At 64.2% G+C, this 16219-nt stretch carries 13 protein-coding genes; 5 read left to right on the top strand and 8 right to left on the bottom strand.

All coding sequences use genetic code 11. The features are described from left to right. The first annotated feature begins 143 nt into the window (after positions 1–143). Positions 144–644 (top strand): ferritin-like domain-containing protein, encoded by a 501-nt coding sequence (locus tag DNX69_RS22500; RefSeq protein WP_110788245.1) that lies wholly within the window; start codon positions 144–146, stop codon positions 642–644. Positions 645–737: 93 nt separating this feature from the next. Here DNX69_RS22500 and DNX69_RS22495 read toward each other — a convergent pair whose 3' ends face one another. The 8 genes from DNX69_RS22495 to DNX69_RS22460 all read right to left on the bottom strand — a co-directional run bounded on the left by DNX69_RS22495 (position 738) and on the right by DNX69_RS22460 (position 9510). Then, the gene (locus DNX69_RS22495; RefSeq protein WP_110788244.1) at positions 738–1967 is read right to left on the bottom strand and encodes an ABC transporter substrate-binding protein; all 1230 of its coding nucleotides are present in this window, start codon (positions 1965–1967) and stop codon (positions 738–740) included. A 390-nt stretch (positions 1968–2357) separates the two neighbouring features. Further along, positions 2358–3593, bottom strand: a complete 1236-nt coding sequence (locus DNX69_RS22490; protein ID WP_110788243.1) for an ABC transporter substrate-binding protein — start codon at positions 3591–3593, stop codon at positions 2358–2360. Between the two features lie 171 nt (positions 3594–3764). Further along, positions 3765–4994, bottom strand: coding sequence for an ABC transporter substrate-binding protein (locus DNX69_RS22485; protein WP_110788242.1), 1230 nt, complete (start codon positions 4992–4994; stop codon positions 3765–3767). A gap of 196 nt (positions 4995–5190) precedes the next feature. Further along, entirely contained in the window at positions 5191–6210 is a 1020-nt protein-coding gene (locus DNX69_RS22480) for a branched-chain amino acid ABC transporter permease (protein WP_110788241.1), read from the bottom strand. 2 nt (positions 6211–6212) lie between these two features. Further along, positions 6213–7091 (bottom strand): branched-chain amino acid ABC transporter permease, encoded by an 879-nt coding sequence (locus DNX69_RS22475; RefSeq protein WP_110788240.1) that lies wholly within the window; start codon positions 7089–7091, stop codon positions 6213–6215. An 11-nt stretch (positions 7092–7102) separates the two neighbouring features. Next, the gene (locus tag DNX69_RS22470) at positions 7103–7816 is read right to left on the bottom strand and encodes an ABC transporter ATP-binding protein (RefSeq protein WP_110788239.1); all 714 of its coding nucleotides are present in this window, start codon (positions 7814–7816) and stop codon (positions 7103–7105) included. Then, positions 7813–8613: an ABC transporter ATP-binding protein gene (locus DNX69_RS22465; RefSeq protein WP_110788238.1), complete on the bottom strand. Its 801-nt coding sequence runs from the start codon at positions 8611–8613 to the stop codon at positions 7813–7815. The genes DNX69_RS22470 and DNX69_RS22465 overlap by 4 nt, the downstream gene beginning before the upstream one ends. Positions 8614–8643: 30 nt before the next feature. Then, positions 8644–9510, bottom strand: a complete 867-nt coding sequence (locus DNX69_RS22460) for an IclR family transcriptional regulator (protein WP_110788237.1) — start codon at positions 9508–9510, stop codon at positions 8644–8646. Positions 9511–9641: 131 nt separating this feature from the next. Between DNX69_RS22460 and DNX69_RS22455 the strand changes: the two genes are divergently transcribed. The 4 genes from DNX69_RS22455 (at position 9642) to pimC (ending at position 16173) form a co-directional block, all read left to right on the top strand. Then, the gene (locus DNX69_RS22455) at positions 9642–11741 is read left to right on the top strand and encodes a 3-hydroxyacyl-CoA dehydrogenase NAD-binding domain-containing protein (RefSeq protein WP_110788236.1); all 2100 of its coding nucleotides are present in this window, start codon (positions 9642–9644) and stop codon (positions 11739–11741) included. Between the two features lie 205 nt (positions 11742–11946). Next, on the top strand, positions 11947–13596 hold the full coding sequence (pimA, locus tag DNX69_RS22450) for a dicarboxylate--CoA ligase PimA (protein WP_110788235.1): 1650 nt from the start codon (positions 11947–11949) through the stop codon (positions 13594–13596). A 35-nt stretch (positions 13597–13631) separates the two neighbouring features. Beyond that, complete coding sequence (locus DNX69_RS22445) at positions 13632–14819, top strand: acetyl-CoA C-acyltransferase (RefSeq protein ID WP_110788234.1); 1188 nt, start codon at positions 13632–13634, stop codon at positions 14817–14819. A gap of 163 nt (positions 14820–14982) precedes the next feature. Further along, a complete protein-coding gene (gene pimC, locus DNX69_RS22440) occupies positions 14983–16173 on the top strand; it encodes a pimeloyl-CoA dehydrogenase large subunit (RefSeq protein ID WP_110788233.1) in 1191 nt (396 codons plus the stop codon). Positions 16174–16219: the final 46 nt, after the last annotated feature.

Genomic DNA, 16219 nt, shown 5'->3' with positions numbered 1-16219 from the left:
ATCATCACCTCGCAGCAGCACGACGACTGTGCCGCAGTGATTTGACAGTTGGATGACAACGGTGCCCTAGGAACGATCTGGCGAAGGTTGCGTTGGGCGGGAGGGCAAGGCCCCTCACTCACGGTTTCATGGAGAGTACCAATATGGCTGGGACCAAGGACAAGGACCTCAACGACCTGTTTTTCGATACCCTGAAAGACATCTACTTCGCCGAGAAGCAGATCCTGAAGGCGCTGCCGAAGATGGCGAAGGCGGCGACCTCGGACAAGCTGCGCGCCGCATTCGAGAAGCATCGTGACGAAACCGAAGGCCAGATCGAGCGGCTGGAGCAGGTGTTCGAACTGCTCGAGAAGCCGGCCCGCGGCAAGACCTGCGACGCCATCCTCGGTATCATCGACGAGGGCAAGGAGATCATGGACGAGTACAAGGGCACCGAGGCGCTCGACGCCGGCCTGCTCGCCGCCGCCCAGGCTGTGGAGCATTACGAGATCTCCCGCTACGGCACGCTGAAGACCTGGGCCGGCCTGCTCGGCATGAAGGACGCGGTCAAGCTGATCGACCAGACTCTGCAGCAGGAGAAGACCACCGACCAGACGCTGTCCAAGCTGGCCGAGAGCGAAGTCAACTACGAAGCCGCGGCGTAACCGGCCGCCTTTCGCAGGCTATCCGCGGATCGAAACGACGAAGCCCCGGGCGTTGCCGCCCGGGGCTGTTGTTTGTTGCTGGATCAGTCCAGGTCAGCCCCCGACATCGGCGCTGATGACGTCGCCGAACAGCTCCCACTTCTCGCCCTTGAAGCGCTGCAGCTGCAACTGGCTGATCGGTGCGAAGTCGGTCGCCGAGGTGTTGATCTTGACGCCCGGCAGCAGCACTTCGGTGCGGAAGTCCTTCAGGCTGGCGGCCTGCTTCATCACGTTGGCGCGGGTGAGGTTGTCGCCGCAGTTCTTCAGCACGTGCACCAGCGTCTGCGCCACGCCGTAGCCGACCACGGTGCCGCCGTCGAGCTTGTTGCCCTCCGGGAACTCCTTGTCCATGAAGGCGATGAACTCCTTCATGCCGGGGTCGTTCTTCCACTGCTCGTCGGAGACGTCCTTCAGATACGCCGCCGAGATGATGCCTTGGGCGTTGTCGAAGCCCGCCGGCTTGATCACGCTGCCGACCGAGGCCGACACGTTGTTGAGGAAGTGGGTCGGCTTCCAGCCGATCTCGGCGAGTTTCTTGATCGCCTGGGCGGCGAATTTCGGCGTCGTGATGTTGATGAAGACGTCGGCGCCGGTCGACTTCAGCTTGACGATATGGTTGTCGATCGTCGGCTCGGCGACCTCGTAGCTCTCCTTCATCACGATCATCGAGGCGTGCTTGGCGCCGAGGCCGTCCTCGAAGCCCTTCAGATAGTCCTTGCCGTAATCGTCGTTCTGATACAGCACGGCGATCTTGGCGTTCGGCATGTTCTTGAGGATGTATTTCGCGTAGATCTGGGTCTCGCTCTGGTAGTTCGGCTGCCAGCCCATCGTCCAGGGATAGTTCTTCGGGTCGTTCCACTTGCTGGCGCCGGTGGCGACGAACAGCTGCGGCACCTTCTTGCTGTTCATGTATTTGTGGATCGCCGAGTTCGGCGGCGTGCCCAGCGAGTTGAAGATCAGCAGCACTTCGTCGCTCTCGACCAGCTTGCGCGCCTGCTCCACCGTCTTCGGCGGCGAGTAGGCGTCGTCGTAGCTGATGAAGTTGATCTTACGGCCGTTGATGCCGCCCTTGTCGTTGATCATCTTGAAGTAGGCGGCCTCGGTGCGGCCGATCACACCGTAAGCGGAGGCTGGGCCGCTGTAGGGCATGATGTTGCCGATCTTGATTTCGGTATCGCTTGCGCCCCGATCGTATTTCTTTTGCGCGAGTGCGCCGTTCGAGGCTGCGAAACTGACGAGAACTGCCGCGGAAAGCGCAGCCGCGTGCGAACGGAGTGAAGGCATTGCTGACTCCCTTTTCTTGGATGTGTGTTTGTTGTGTCGGGTTTACGGGCTCTTGATGGCCCTTTCGCCGACATTGAACACCTTCCGACTCGGTCCAGCAAGCGCCAGTCGTCGTTACTTCAGCATGTTGCAATGCGAAGTAACCATTCCCGAACTAATCATCCAGGTAGAACTACGTGTGGCGCTATCGTGCAGGGTCTTGGTGCGCCGCACCCGCTCGTGTCGGTTGTGGGTGGAATCGCCGGTTGGTGCGGTGGCGGCCGTCGGCGCAATCGATGACTGATGCTGCGTTGCGGCCAAGAGCTGCGATTCGCCTGCCGGCAAAACAAAGCCCCCGGCAATCGCTTGCCGGGGGCTCGGTGGACGGAAGGGGTTATCGCGTTCGAGCGATCACTTGCTCGCGGAGTCGGCGGAGATGATGTCGCCGAACAGTTCCCAGCGCTCGCCCTTGAATCGCATCATCTGCAACTGGCTGATCGGGGCGAAATCGGTGGGCGAGGTGTTGATCTTGATGCCCGGCAGCAGGGTGTCGGGTTCGAAATCCTTCAGGCTCGCCGCCTGCTTCATCACGTTGGCGCGGGTCAGATCGTCGCCGCAGCGCTTCAGCACCTCGACCAGCGTGGCGGCGGCGCCGTAGCCGTACACCATGTTGCTGTCGGACTTGCTGGCGCCCGGCATGTACTTGTCGACGAACGCATGCCAGTTCTTGAACTTCGGATCGTTGTCCCACTGCGGGTCGGTCGGATCCTTGGCGTAGGCGGCCGACAGCACGCCCTGCGAGTTGTCGAAGCCGGCGGGCTTCATCACGCTGCCGACCGAGGCGGAGACGTTGGTCAGGATCTGCATCGGTTTCCAGCCGAGCTCGGCGGTCTTGCGGATGGTCTGCGCGCCGAATTTCGGCGTGGTGTAGATCAGCAGCACGTCGGGATTGAGCGCCTTCAGCTTGACGATGTGCCCGTCGATCGACGGCTCGGAGATCTCGTAGGCCTCCTCGGCGATCACCATCGACTTGGCCTTGTCGCCGAAGCCGTCGATCGTGCCCTTGAGGTAGTCCTTCCCGAAGTCGTCGTTCTGATACAGGATCGCCACCTTGGCGTTCGGCTTCTCCTTCAGGATGTACTTGACGTAGATCTGGGCTTCGCTCTGGTACGACGGCTGCCAGCCGATCGTCCACGGGAAGTGTTTCGGATCGTTCCACTTGCTGGCGCCGGTGGCGACGAACAGCTGTGGCACCTTCTTGGCGTTGAGATACTTCTGGATCGCGGTGTTCGACGGCGTGCCGAGCGGATTGAACACCGCCAGCACTTCGTCACTCTCGACCAGCTTGCGCGCCTGCTCGACGGCCTTCGGCGGCGAATAGGCGTCGTCGTAGCTGATGAAGTTGATCTTGCGGCCGTTGATGCCGCCCTGGTCGTTGATCATCCGGAAATAGGCTTCCTCGGTCTTGCCGATGGTGCCGTAGGCGGATGCCGGGCCCGAATAGGGCATGATGTTGCCGATCTTGATTTCGGTGTCGGACGCACCGGTGTCGTATTTCTTTTGGGCGAAGGCAGTGCCGCTGAACGCGGCGAAACTGACGGCGACGGCTGCCGAAACGGCAAACGCGCCCGAACGGAAGGCGGGCATCAATAGGCTCCTTGGGATTTCGATTCTTTTTGTGGACTTCGAGGTCCGGAGCCAATTGAACACGGTTCTCGCGGTTGCAGCAACTAAAAGCCGCGTCGAGGGAAATCGGCGCGGCGGTGGTGATCATATCCCGCCATGCGGAGTTTTTCCGAGGCGGTGCATGCGTGGAGTTTAGTCGCGTAGCCTGCCGTCGATCACCGGGCCGAACAGCTCCCAATGATCGCCGGAGAACCGCATCATCCGCAGCTGTTCGATCGGATGGAAGTCGTCCGCTGCCGTGTTCACTGTGATGCCGGGAAGCAGCGTATCGGGCGCGTAGCCCTGGAGGCTTGCGGCTTGTTTCATGATGTTGGTGCGGCTGAGATCGTCGCCGGCGCGGCGTAGCACCTCGACCAGGCATTGTGCGGCGCCGTAGCCGTACACGACCGAATTGTCACCGCGGTCGACATCCGGTGCGTAGGCGTCGAGGAAGGCGTGGAACCGTTGCATGCCGGCATCGTCACGCCACTGCGGATCGGCTGCGTCCTTGTTGTAGGCGGCCGAGACCAGCCCCTGCGAGGCGTCGAGCCCGGCGGGCCGCAGCACGGCGGCGATCGAGGCCGACACCAGCGCCTGCACATAGAGCGGATGCCAGTCCAGCGCGGCGGCAGCCTTGATGCTCTGGGCGGCGAATTTCGGCGTGGTGATCGAGACGAACACGTCGGCGCCGGACGCCTTCATCCGCGCGATGTGGTTGTCGGCAGAGGGCTCGGCGACTTCGTAGCTCTCCTCGAGGGCGATCATCGCAGCGTGGCCGCCGAGGCCGTCCTTTAGACCCTTCAGCAGGTCGCGGCCGAGATCGTCGTTCTGATACAGCACCGCGATCCGGCCCTGCGGCCGGATGGCGAGGATATACTTGGCGTAGACCCGGCCTTCGCTCTGGTAGGGCGGCTGCCACCCCATCGTCCACGGGAATGCCGTGGGATCGCCGAACCGGGTGGCGCCGGTGGCGGCGAACAATTGCGGCACCTGCTTGAGGTTGAGATATTTCTGGATCGCGGCATTCGTCGGTGTGCCCATCGCGCTGAACACCAGCAGCACCTGGTCGCGCTCGACCAGCTTGCGCACCTGCTCGACCGCCTTGGCCGGATTGTAGGCATCGTCATAGGAGATGAACTCGATCCGGCGGCCGTTGATGCCGCCCTGATCGTTGATCATCTTGAAATAGGCCTGTTCGATCCGGCCGACGATCGAATAGGCCGAGGCCGGCCCGGAATACGGCATCAGATTGCCGATCCGGATGACGCGGTCGTCGCTCCCCGCGGCGGAGTCAGCAAGCGCCGGCGAGGCCAGGGTGAGGGCGGCGGCGGACAGGACCAGCAGCGCGCGTCGGCGCGTCCGGCAGAAGCTCAAGGACGACATGGCTCGATCGGATCGCGTGTGGCGCGCGGTCGCCGCGCGCTGCGTTGGCGCCCTGCATACGCCCGTGCCGCACGGCGCGACACCCTCCGATCGGGCAACAGCTACGCCGTCGGTGCAGAGGCGCGTGAGCATTCGGCCAAAGAAAAAGCCCCTCGCGAGCGGGTCGCGAGGGGCCGGAGTGGACGGTGCGGGCGGGTTATGCCCGCCGGCCGAGTTTGTGCACCCAGTTCTGCACCGTGTAGGCGATCTGCCGCGAGCCGTGCGGCAGCAGGAAGATGATCAGCACCAGGATCACGCCGAACACCGCACCGGAGAGGCCCTTGGAAAACTCTTCCGCGATGTTCGGCACGAACACGATGAACGCCGCGCCGACGATCGAGCCGGGCAGCCAGCCGACGCCGCCGACCACCATGCCGAGGAACAGCGCGATCGCGAGCTGGATGGTGTAGCTGTCGGGCGCGACGAACTGCACCGCGATGGCACCGAGGCCGCCGGCGACGCCGGTGATGCCGGCGCTGATGCCGAACGCCAGGGTCTTGTAGCGCGCCACGTCCACGCCCATCGCCGAAGCGGCGATTTCGTTGTCGCGGATCGCCATCATCGCCCGGCCCGAGCGCGACTTCAGCAGGTTGACCGAGGCGACGTAGATCACCATCGAGACCGCCAGCACGAAGTAGTACAGCCACATGTCCTGCGACATCGGCAGGTCGAACGGCGCGTCGGGCTTGGTGATGACCAGACCCTGGACGCCGCCGGTCCAGTGCTCGAAGTAGTGCAGCTTGAGGAGTTGCGGCATTGCGGTGGCGAGCGCGAAGGTCGCGAGCGCCAGATAGATGCCGCTCAATCGCAGCGCCGGCAGGCCGAACAGGTAGCCGCAGAGGAAGCAGATCGCTCCGGAGATCGGCAGCGTCAACGCGTAGTTGACGCCGAAGTTCTCCATCAGGATCGCCGAGGTGTAGGCGCCGACCGCATAGAATGCGCTCTGGCCGAGCGAGAACTGGCCGGAGCCGCCGGTGAGGATGTTCAACGCCAGCACGGCGATGGCGTAGATCAGAACCATCGTCAGCTGGAAGATGACGAAGTTCTTGGCGAGCAGCGGGGCGAGACAGAGCAGCAGCACCACCACGACAGAGGCCGTGGTGCTGAGCGCCATGTACTTCTTCGGCGTGGTCTCGACCGGTTGGGTGTCGTTGACGACTTCCTGGAGAGCGCTCATGTTCAGACTCGCTTGACGATGGTGCGGCCGAACAGGCCAGTGGGTTTCACGACGAGAACGGTGACGATCAGCGCCAGCGCGATCGGCAGTTTGAGCTCGTTGCCGACACCCGGGATGTAGGTGCCGGCGAGATTCTCGAACACGCCGACCAGGAAGCCGCCGACAACCGCGCCGAACGGGCTGGACAGACCGCCGAGCACGGCCGCTGCGAAGCCGTAGATCAGCACGCCGCCCATCATGTTGGGCTCCAGGAACACCACCGGCGCGATCAGCATGCCGGCGATCGAGCCGATCGCGGCCGCCATGCCCCAGCCGAGTGCGATCATCCACGAGGTGTTGATGCCGACCAGCCGCGCGGATTCAGGTTGCGAGGCCGCCGCACGCATCGCGAGACCGATCCTGGTGTACTGGAAGAACAGAAACAGCAGGATCAACAGCACGATCGTCACGCCGATCATCCCGGCCTGGTGGGTCGAGATCAACTGGCTGCCGAGGAACGGCGAGGAGCCGAACGGCGACGGGAACTGCTTGATGGTGAAGTCCCAGGTCAGGCCTGCGACCGAGTTGATGATCGCGAACAGCGCGATGAAGCCCGCCACATGGGTCAGCACCGGCGCGTTGCCGAGCGGCTTGAACAGCGCCCGTTCGATGATGACGCCGCCCGCGAACGAGAACGCCAGCGTCAGCACGAAGGCGCCCCAATAGGGCACGCCCCATTGCATCAGCTGCCAGGCGACGAAGGTCGAAAACATCGCCATTTCGCCTTGCGCGAAGTTCAGATGGTCGATCGCCTGGTAGATCATCACCACGGCGAGCGCCATACAGGCATAGATCGCACCGGTGGCGACGCCAGCCAGGATTTGGTTCAGAAACAGATCCACGGCCAGTCTCCTCAGTAACCCAGATAGGATTTGCGGACGTCTTCGTTGCTGGCGATCTCCGCCGCATTTCCCGACATGACGATCCGCCCGGTCTCGATCACATACGCCTTGTCGGCGAGTTCGAGGGCGAGCTGGGCGTTCTGTTCGACCACCAGGATGGTGACCTTGTCCTCGCGGTTGATCTTGCCGAGGATCTTGAACAGATCCCGCACGATCAGCGGGGCGAGGCCGAACGAGGGTTCGTCGAGGAGCATCAGCCGCGGTCGCAGCATCAGCGCGCGGGCGACCGCGAGCATCTGCTGTTCACCGCCGGACAGCGTGCCGGCCTGCTGAGTGTGGCGCTGCTTGAGCACAGGGAAGTGCGCGTACATCCGCTCGATGTCCGAGGCGATCGCCTTGGTGTCCTTGCGGGTCATCGCGCCGAGCTGCAGGTTCTCCTCCACGGTCATGGTGGTGAAGGTGCCGCGGCCCTGCGGAACGTGGGCAATGCCGAGCTTGACGATGGATTCCGTCGAGCTCTTGTTGATGGTCTTGCCCTCGAACTGGATCGAGCCGGTCGAGCGCACCATGTTGCAGATCGCCCGCAGCGTGGTGGTCTTGCCGGCACCGTTGGCGCCGAGCAGGGTGGTGAGGCTGCCTTCGTGCAGATCGAATTCGAGCCCGTGCAGCGCTTGGACCTGGCCGTAATAGGCGCGCAGGTCGCGAACATTGAGCATCGCGGTCATTGTTCGTCCTTGCTCCCCAGATAGGCTTTGATCACATCCGGGTCGTTCTGCACCTGGGTCGGTGTTCCCTCTGCGAGCTTGCGTCCGAAATTGAGCGCGACCACGTAGTCGGCGGTCGACATCACCATGCCCATGTGGTGTTCGACCAGCAGCACGGTGATGCCGCGATCGTCGCGGATGCGGCGGACCAGGTCGCCGAGGATGTGGACTTCCTCGTGGTTGAGACCGCCGGCCGGTTCGTCCAGCAGCAGAATCTTCGGCTCGGCGGCGAGCGCACGCGCCAGCTCGACGCGCTTCTGCGTGCCGAAGGGCAACCCCGACACCGTGGTGTGGGCGACGCCGCGCAGCTCGAGATAGCCGAGGATGTCGTCGACCTTCTTGTTCAGCGCCTTTTCGCTGCTGCGGATCCACGGCATCCGCAGCGAATCCGAGACGATGTCGCTGCTCGTGCGGCAATGCGCGCCGACGCGCACGTTGTCGATCACCGACATGTTGGGAAACAGCGCGACGTTCTGGAAGGTGCGACCGATGCCGATCTCGGCGATGCGATGCGGCGGACGCGTGAGAATGCTCTCGCCTTCGAGCAGGATGTCACCCTTGCTCGGCTGATACAGCCGCGACAGGCAGTTGAACAGCGTGGTCTTGCCGGCGCCGTTCGGGCCGATCAAGCCGAGGATCTGTCCCTTCTGCATGTTGAAAGAAATGCCGTTCAGGGCGACGATGCCACCGAACACGACGCTGACGTCGCGCACCGCAAGAAGCGGTGACGCGGAAGACGAAACCTGAGCCTGCGTCATTTGCAGCAGCCCGGTCGAGGCAGCGACTTGCTACCTGATCCCCTCGACGACACGCGCAACTTTCCCTCCTTTTGTTCTTTTGTTATCGGATTTTCTTGGTTGCGGCGCAGCTACTCCCCCGAGCGCCGCTTCGATTTTCCTTACCATCGCCACGAGGCGAGGTCCAATGTCGTTGATTAGCCGCTCTTCCGTGAAGCGGAAAGCCGGAGCACCGCAGTTGAAAGCATAAGTTCCGGTGCCGTCGTTGAGAGTCATCGCGACGCCTGCCGCGTGGACATCGTCCTGCCACTCGCCGACTGAAATCGCGAAGCCGTGCTTTTCCACCATTTCTTCGGAGCGCTCGATGCCTTCTTTGATGCGCGGCCAGCGACTGCCGTAATACTCGCGCATTTCTCTCATTAAAATCGCGCGTTCTTCATTCGGCAGTGCACACAGATAGGCGCGGCCCATCGCGGTGGTGGCAATCGGAATCCGCGAGCCGACATCGAGTTGCACGCCGACGGTGAGGCTCGACCGCGCTTGTCCGACATAGATCATGCTGAGACGATCGCGCGCGCCGACCGCGACGGCGCCGCCGGTCTGCTGCATCAATTCGTCGCGGAACGGCTGGGACAAATGCCGCAGTCCGAGATTGGCCACTGCAGCGTAACCGAGCGACATCGCCGCCGGCGCGAGTTGATACTTCTCGAACCGGGGGACCTGCGTCAGATAGCCGAGCTTGGTGAGGGTATAGGTCAACCGCGAGATCGTCGGCTTGGGCAGCTTGGTGCGCGCCGCAAGCTCCTGATTGCCGAGCAATCCGTCGTTCGGCCCGAATGCGCGCAGCACCTCGAGTCCGCGCGCCAGGGCGACGACGAAACTACGGTCGTTGGCGGTTTTCTTGGGTGGACGCTTCATCCCTGCACGCGTTTCGTTTTATGGTCGTCGTTGACAATCGACGCTCTTCAAAATAACCCTCGATGTCAAGATGTGGAATTAATTTTCGCAGTGCGAAACGAACCAAGAAACGAAAACCCAAGGAGAATGGCATGAGCGAAGTAGTCACACGCGCAACGCAGGATCAGGTCGCGATCGTCACTGTGGACAGTCCGCCGGTCAATGCGCTGAGTGCGGCTGTTCGCCGCGGTATCCTGGAAAACGTCACTGCCGCCGTAGCCGATCCGGACGTGCAGGCGATCGTGCTGGTATGCGCGGGCCGCACCTTCATTGCCGGCGCCGACATCACTGAATTCGGTAAGCCGCCGCAGCCGCCGGCGCTCACCGAGGTTATTGCCGCGCTGGAAAATTCATCGAAGCCGACGATCGCTGCTATTCACGGCACCGCGCTCGGCGGCGGCCTCGAAGTCGCGCTCGGTTGTCATTTCCGCGTCGCGGTGAAGGAAGCTAAGCTGGGCCTGCCCGAGGTCAAGCTGGGATTGTTGCCGGGTGCAGGCGGCACGCAGCGGTTGCCGCGCGCAGTCGGTCCCGAGCTGGCGGTGCAGATGATCGTCGGCGGCAACCCGATCGGCGCGGCCGAAGCGCTCAAGCACGGCTTGGTCGAAGAGATCGTTGACGACCTGGTCGCGGGTGCGGTGGCGTTCGCCAAGAAGGTGCTGGCCGACAAGCGCCCGCTGCGCCGGCTGCGCGACGACGACTCCAAGCTCGCCGCCGCCAAGGCCGATCGTTCGATCTTCACCAATGCGGTTGCGGCGATCACCAAGAAGGCGCGCGGCCTCGAAGCTCCGTTCGCCTGCGCCGACGCAATCGGCGCCGCGATCGATCTGCCGTTCGACGAAGGCATGAAGAAGGAGCGCGAGGGTTTCATGAAGCTGCTCGTCTCCGACCAGTCGAAGGCGCAGCGTTACGCATTCTTCGCCGAGCGTGAGGCCGCCAAGGTCGATGGCGTGCCTGCCGGCACCAAGCCGCGGCCGGTGTCGCGCGTCGCGATCATCGGCGCCGGCACCATGGGCGGCGGCATCGCGATGTCGTTCGCCAATGCCGGCATTCCGGTGACGCTGATCGAGACCGGTGAGGAGCAGCTCAAGCGCGGCCTCGGCATCATGCAGAAGAATTGGGAAGCCACCGCGGCGCGCGGCGGCATTCCGGCGGATGCGCCGGCCAAGCGGATGGCGCTGATCACCGGCGTGGTCGGGCTCGAGAACGTCAAGGACGCCGACCTGGTGATCGAGGCGGTGTTCGAAACCATGGCGGTGAAGAAGGAAGTGTTCACCGCGATCGACGCCCACGCCAAGCCGGGCGCGGTGCTGGCGTCCAACACGTCCTATCTGAACATCGACGACATCGCCGCCGTCACCAAGCGGCCGCAGGACGTGCTCGGTATGCACTTCTTCTCGCCGGCCAACGTGATGAAGCTGTGCGAGATCGTGCGCGGCGCCAAGACCGCACCGGACGCGCTGCTCACCGCGGTGTCGATCTCCAAGAAGATCGCCAAGGTCCCGGTCGTGGTCGGCGTGTGCGACGGCTTCGTCGGCAACCGCATGCTCGCGGCCCGCTCCAAGCAGTCCGAGAAACTGTTGTTCGAAGGCGCGCTGCCGCAGCAGGTCGACGCCGTCGTCACCAAGTTCGGCATGCCGATGGGACCGTTCGCGATGGGCGATCTCGCCGGCCTCGACATCGGCTGGCGCTCGCGCAAGGACCGCGGCATCAAGTCGGAGATCGCGGACGCGTTGTGCGAAGCCGGCCGCTTCGGCCAGAAGACCGGCAAGGGCTACTACAAGTACGAACAGGGGTCGCGTTCGCCGCTGCCCGATCCGGAAGTCGAGACGCTGATCAACGACACGCTGGCCAAGCTCGGCCTGAAGCGCCGCGACATCACCGACGAGGAGATCCTCGAGCGGATGGTGTACCCGATGATCAACGAGGGCGCCCGCATCTTGGAGGAGAAGATCGCGGCGCGTCCGAGCGACATCGACGTGGTGTGGCTGTACGGCTATGGCTGGCCGATCTATCGCGGCGGCCCGATGCACTACGCCGACTCGGTCGGCCTCAAGCACATCGCCGAGCGACTGAGCGCCTACGCCAAGGCCACCAACGACCCGTCGCTGGAGCCGGCGCCGCTGCTGAAGAAGCTCGCCGACGAAGGCAAGACCTTCGCGTCGATCGGCCAGCCGAGCAAGGCGGCGGCGTGATCGCAGGCCTCTCCACCTGTCATTCCGGGATGCGCCCCTCTGGGGCGCAGACCCGGAATCCATACCCCCTGGCTTTTCGGTTGAGCACTGCGTGGCAGCGCTCTTTCTCTCGCGGCGAGGCCAGGGGATATGGATTCCGGGCTCGCGCCGCGCGCGCCCCGGAATGACGAACTCATACTTCACCCCCAATCGCGAAGTGGCCCGCATGTCCAAACCCGGCGAACAGTTCTACCCCCCTGGTATCCGCTGGGATGAGCCGATTCCGCGTGGCACCTTGGTCGATCTGCTCGCGCAGGCGGCGAAGGATTACGGCTCGCGCCCGGCGCTGGAATTCCGTGATCGTCAGATCACCTACACCAAGCTCGAAGCGCTGGCCGAGACGGCGGCCGCGGCATTGCTCGCGGCGGGCTACAGCCGCGACTGCTCGGTCGCGCTGTTTCTCGGCAACACGCCCGACCATCCGATTAATTTCTTCGGCGCGCTGAAGGCCGGCGCCCGCGTGGTGCATCTGTCGCCGCTCGATGGCGAGCGGGCGCTGTCGCATAAACTGACCGACTCCGGCGCGCGGGTGCTGATCACCACCAACTCCGCGGCGCTGCTGCCGATGGCCACCAAGTTCCTGGAGAAGGGGTTGCTCGACCGGCTGATCGTCTGTGCCGACGATGATTGGGGCGCGGCCGGCACGCCGCAGGTGCCGCTGCCGGACGATCCGCGGGTGATTACTTACGCCAATTTCGTCAAGGACACCTTGAAGCCGATGTCGTGGCCGAGCGTGTCGCCCGACGACATTGCGCTGTTGCAATACACCGGCGGCACCACCGGGTTGCCCAAAGGCGCGATGCTGACCCACGGCAATCTCACCGCCGCCGAAGCGATCTTCAGCATCTGGTGGGCGCCGAACCGGCGCGAGGGCGTGATCGAGCGCGTGATCTGCGTGCTGCCGCTGTTCCACATCTACGCGCTCACCGTGATCCTGTTTCGCACGCTGCGCCAGGGCGACCTGATCTCGCTGCACCAGCGCTTCGACGTCGCCTCGATCTTCCGCGACATCGAGGAGAAGCGCGCCACCTCGTTCCCCGGCGTGCCGACGATGTGGATCGCGCTCGCCAACGATCCGTCGCTGGAGAAGCGCGATCTGTCGTCGCTGGTCACCGCCGGCTCCGGCGGCGCGCCGCTGCCGGTCGAGGTCGCGCGGCTGTTCGAGCGCAAGACCGGGCTGTCGCTCAAGAGCGGCTGGGGCATGACCGAGACCTGCTCGCCCGGCACCGGGCATCCGCCGCAGGGGCCGGACAAGCCGGGCTCGATCGGCCTGATGCTGCCGGGGATCGAACTCGACGTCGTCGCGCTCGACGATACGTCCAGGGTGCTGAAGCCCGGCGAGGTCGGCGAGATCCGGGTGCGCGGCCCGAACGTCACCAAGGGCTACTGGAATCGGCCGGAAGAGGCCGCCCACAGCTTCGTCGGCGACCGCTTTCTCACCGGCGACATCGGCTACATGGATCAGGACGGTTACTTCTTCCTGGTCGACCGCAAGAAGGACATGATCATCTCCGGCGGCTTCAACGTCTATCCGCAGATGATCGAGCAGGCGATCTACGAACACCCGGCGGTGCAGGAAGTGATCGTGATCGGCATTCCGGACGATTACCGCGGCGAGGCAGCCAAGGCCTTCGTCAAGCTGCGCGACGGTGCGAAGCCGTTCAGCATCGATGAACTACGTGCGTTCCTCACCGGCAAGCTCGGTAAGCACGAGCTGCCGACCGAGGTCGAATTCCGTGACGAACTCCCGCGCACCACGGTGGGCAAATTGTCCCGCCACGAACTGCGCAACCAGCAGACCACCACCAAGACCTGACAATAACGACCAACAGCAACCGCAGGAGCCTGCCCATGACCGAGGCCGTCATCGTTTCCACCGCGCGCACGCCGATCGGCAAGGCGTATCGCGGCGCTCTCAACGCCACCGAGGGCGCCACGCTGCTCGGCCACGCCATCGAACACGCGGTCAAGCGCGCCGGCATCGACCCGAAGGAGGTCGAGGACGTGGTGATGGGTGCGGCATTGCAGCAGGGCGCCACCGGCGGCAACATCGCCCGCAAGGCGCTGCTGCGCGCCGGCCTGCCGGTGACCACCGCCGGCACCACCATCGACCGCCAGTGCGCCTCCGGCCTGCAGGCGATCGCGCTCGCCGCCCGCTCGGTGATTTTCGACGGCGTCGAGATCGCGGTCGGCGGCGGCGGCGAGTCGATCAGCCTGGTGCAGAACGACAAGATGAACGCCTTCCACGCCGTCGACCCGGCGCTGCAGGCGATCAAGGGCGACGTCTACATGGCGATGCTCGACACCGCCGAAACCGTGGCGAAGCGCTACGGCATCTCGCGCGAGCGCCAGGACGAGTATTCGCTGGAGAGCCAGCGCCGCACCGCGGCGGCGCAGCAGGGCGGCAAGTTCAAGGACGAGATCGCGCCGATCTCGACCAAGATGGGCGTCGTCGACAAGGCGACCGGCGAGGTCTCGTTCAAGGACATCACGCTGTCGCAGGACGAGGGCCCGCGGCCGGAAACCACCGCTGAAGGTCTCGCCGGTCTCAAGGCCGTGCGCGGCGAGGGCTTCACCATCACCGCCGGCAACGCCAGCCAGCTCTCCGACGGCGCCTCGGCCACGGTGATCATGAGCGACAAGACCGCGGCCGCGAAGGGCCTCAAGCCGCTCGGCATCTTCCGCGGTATGGTCTCGCACGGCTGCGAGCCGGACGAGATGGGCATCGGCCCGGTGTTCGCGGTGCCGCGCCTGTTGAAGCGCCACGGCCTCACCGTCGACGACATCGGCGTCTGGGAGCTGAACGAAGCCTTCGCCGTGCAGGTGCTGCACTGCCGCGACAAACTCGGCATCGATCCGGAGAAGCTCAACGTCAACGGCGGCGCGATTTCGGTCGGCCATCCTTACGGCATGTCGGGCGCGCGCCTCGCCGGCCACGCGCTGATCGAAGGCCGCCGCCGCAAGGCGAAGTACGCAGTGGTGACGATGTGCGTCGGCGGCGGCATGGGCTCCGCCGGCCTGTTCGAGATCGTGCAGTAAGCCTCACGGGAGTCATTCCGGGGCGCGAGCGCAAGCTCGCGAACCCGGAATCCCGATGTGGCTGCGGCACTCCTCAACAGCTCGAGATTCCGGGTTCGCGCTTCGCGCGCCCCGGAATGACGAATGATAGTTTCGTAGACGAATTCGACCCAAGGAGGATCCGATGGATCTGAATTTCAGCAAGGAAGAGATCGCGTTCCGCGACGAGGTGCGGCAGTTCTTCAAGGACAATGTGCCGACCAAGACGCGGCAGAAACTGATCGAAGGCCGCCATAACACCAAGGAAGAGATGGTGGAGTGGTATCGCATCCTCAACAAGAAGGGCTGGGCGGTGACGCACTGGCCGAAGGAATATGGCGGCACCGGCTGGAGCAGCGTGCAGCACTACATCTTCAACGAGGAGCTGCAGGCCGCGCCCGCGCCGCAGCCGCTCGCCTTCGGCGTCTCGATGGTCGGCCCGGTGATCTACACCTTCGGCAGCGAGGAGCAGAAGAAGCGCTTCCTGCCGCGCATCGCCAATGTCGACGATTGGTGGTGCCAGGGCTTCTCCGAGCCGGGCTCGGGTTCCGACCTCGCGTCGCTCAAGACCAAGGCGGAGAAGAAGGGCGACAAGTGGATCATCAACGGCCAGAAGACCTGGACCACGCTGGCGCAGCACGCCGACTGGATCTTCTGCCTGTGCCGCACCGATCCGGCCGCCAAGAAGCAGGAAGGCATCTCCTTCATCCTGGTCGACATGAAGACCAAGGGCATCACCGTCCGTCCGATCCAGACCATCGATGGCGGCCACGAAGTCAACGAAGTGTTCTTCGACGACGTCGAGGTGCCGCTGGAGAACCTGGTCGGGCAGGAGAACAAGGGCTGGGACTACGCCAAGTTCCTGCTCGGCAACGAGCGCACCGGCATCGCCCGCGTCGGCATGTCGAAGGAGCGCATCCGCCGGATCAAGCAGCTCGCCGCGCAGGTCGAGTCCGGCGGCAAGCCGGTGATCGAGGATCCCAAGTTCCGCGACAAGCTGGCCGCGGTCGAGATCGAGCTGAAGGCGCTCGAACTCACCCAGCTTCGCGTCGTCGCCGATGAAGGCAAGCACGGCAAGGGCAAGCCGAACCCGGCGTCCTCGGTGCTGAAGATCAAGGGCTCCGAGATTCAGCAGGCGACCACCGAGCTGCTGATGGAAGTGATCGGCCCGCTGGCCGCGCCCTACGACGTCCACGGCGACGACGACTCGAACGAGACGATGGATTGGACCGCCCAGATCGCCCCCGGTTACTTCAACAACCGCAAGGTCTCGATCTACGGCGGCTCCAACGAGATCCAGCGCAACATCATCTGCAAGGCGGTGCTCGGGCTGTAAGCGGCTCAGCGAAGCGTCTCCCAAACCTCTCCCCGCGCGCGGGGAG

The sequence above is a fragment of the Rhodopseudomonas palustris genome, from assembly GCF_003226555.1.
In the GTDB taxonomy this organism is placed as follows: domain Bacteria; phylum Pseudomonadota; class Alphaproteobacteria; order Rhizobiales; family Xanthobacteraceae; genus Rhodopseudomonas; species Rhodopseudomonas palustris_I.
Note: the sequence above shows the minus strand (reverse complement) of the source record. Positions and strands in the feature narration are given on the sequence as shown.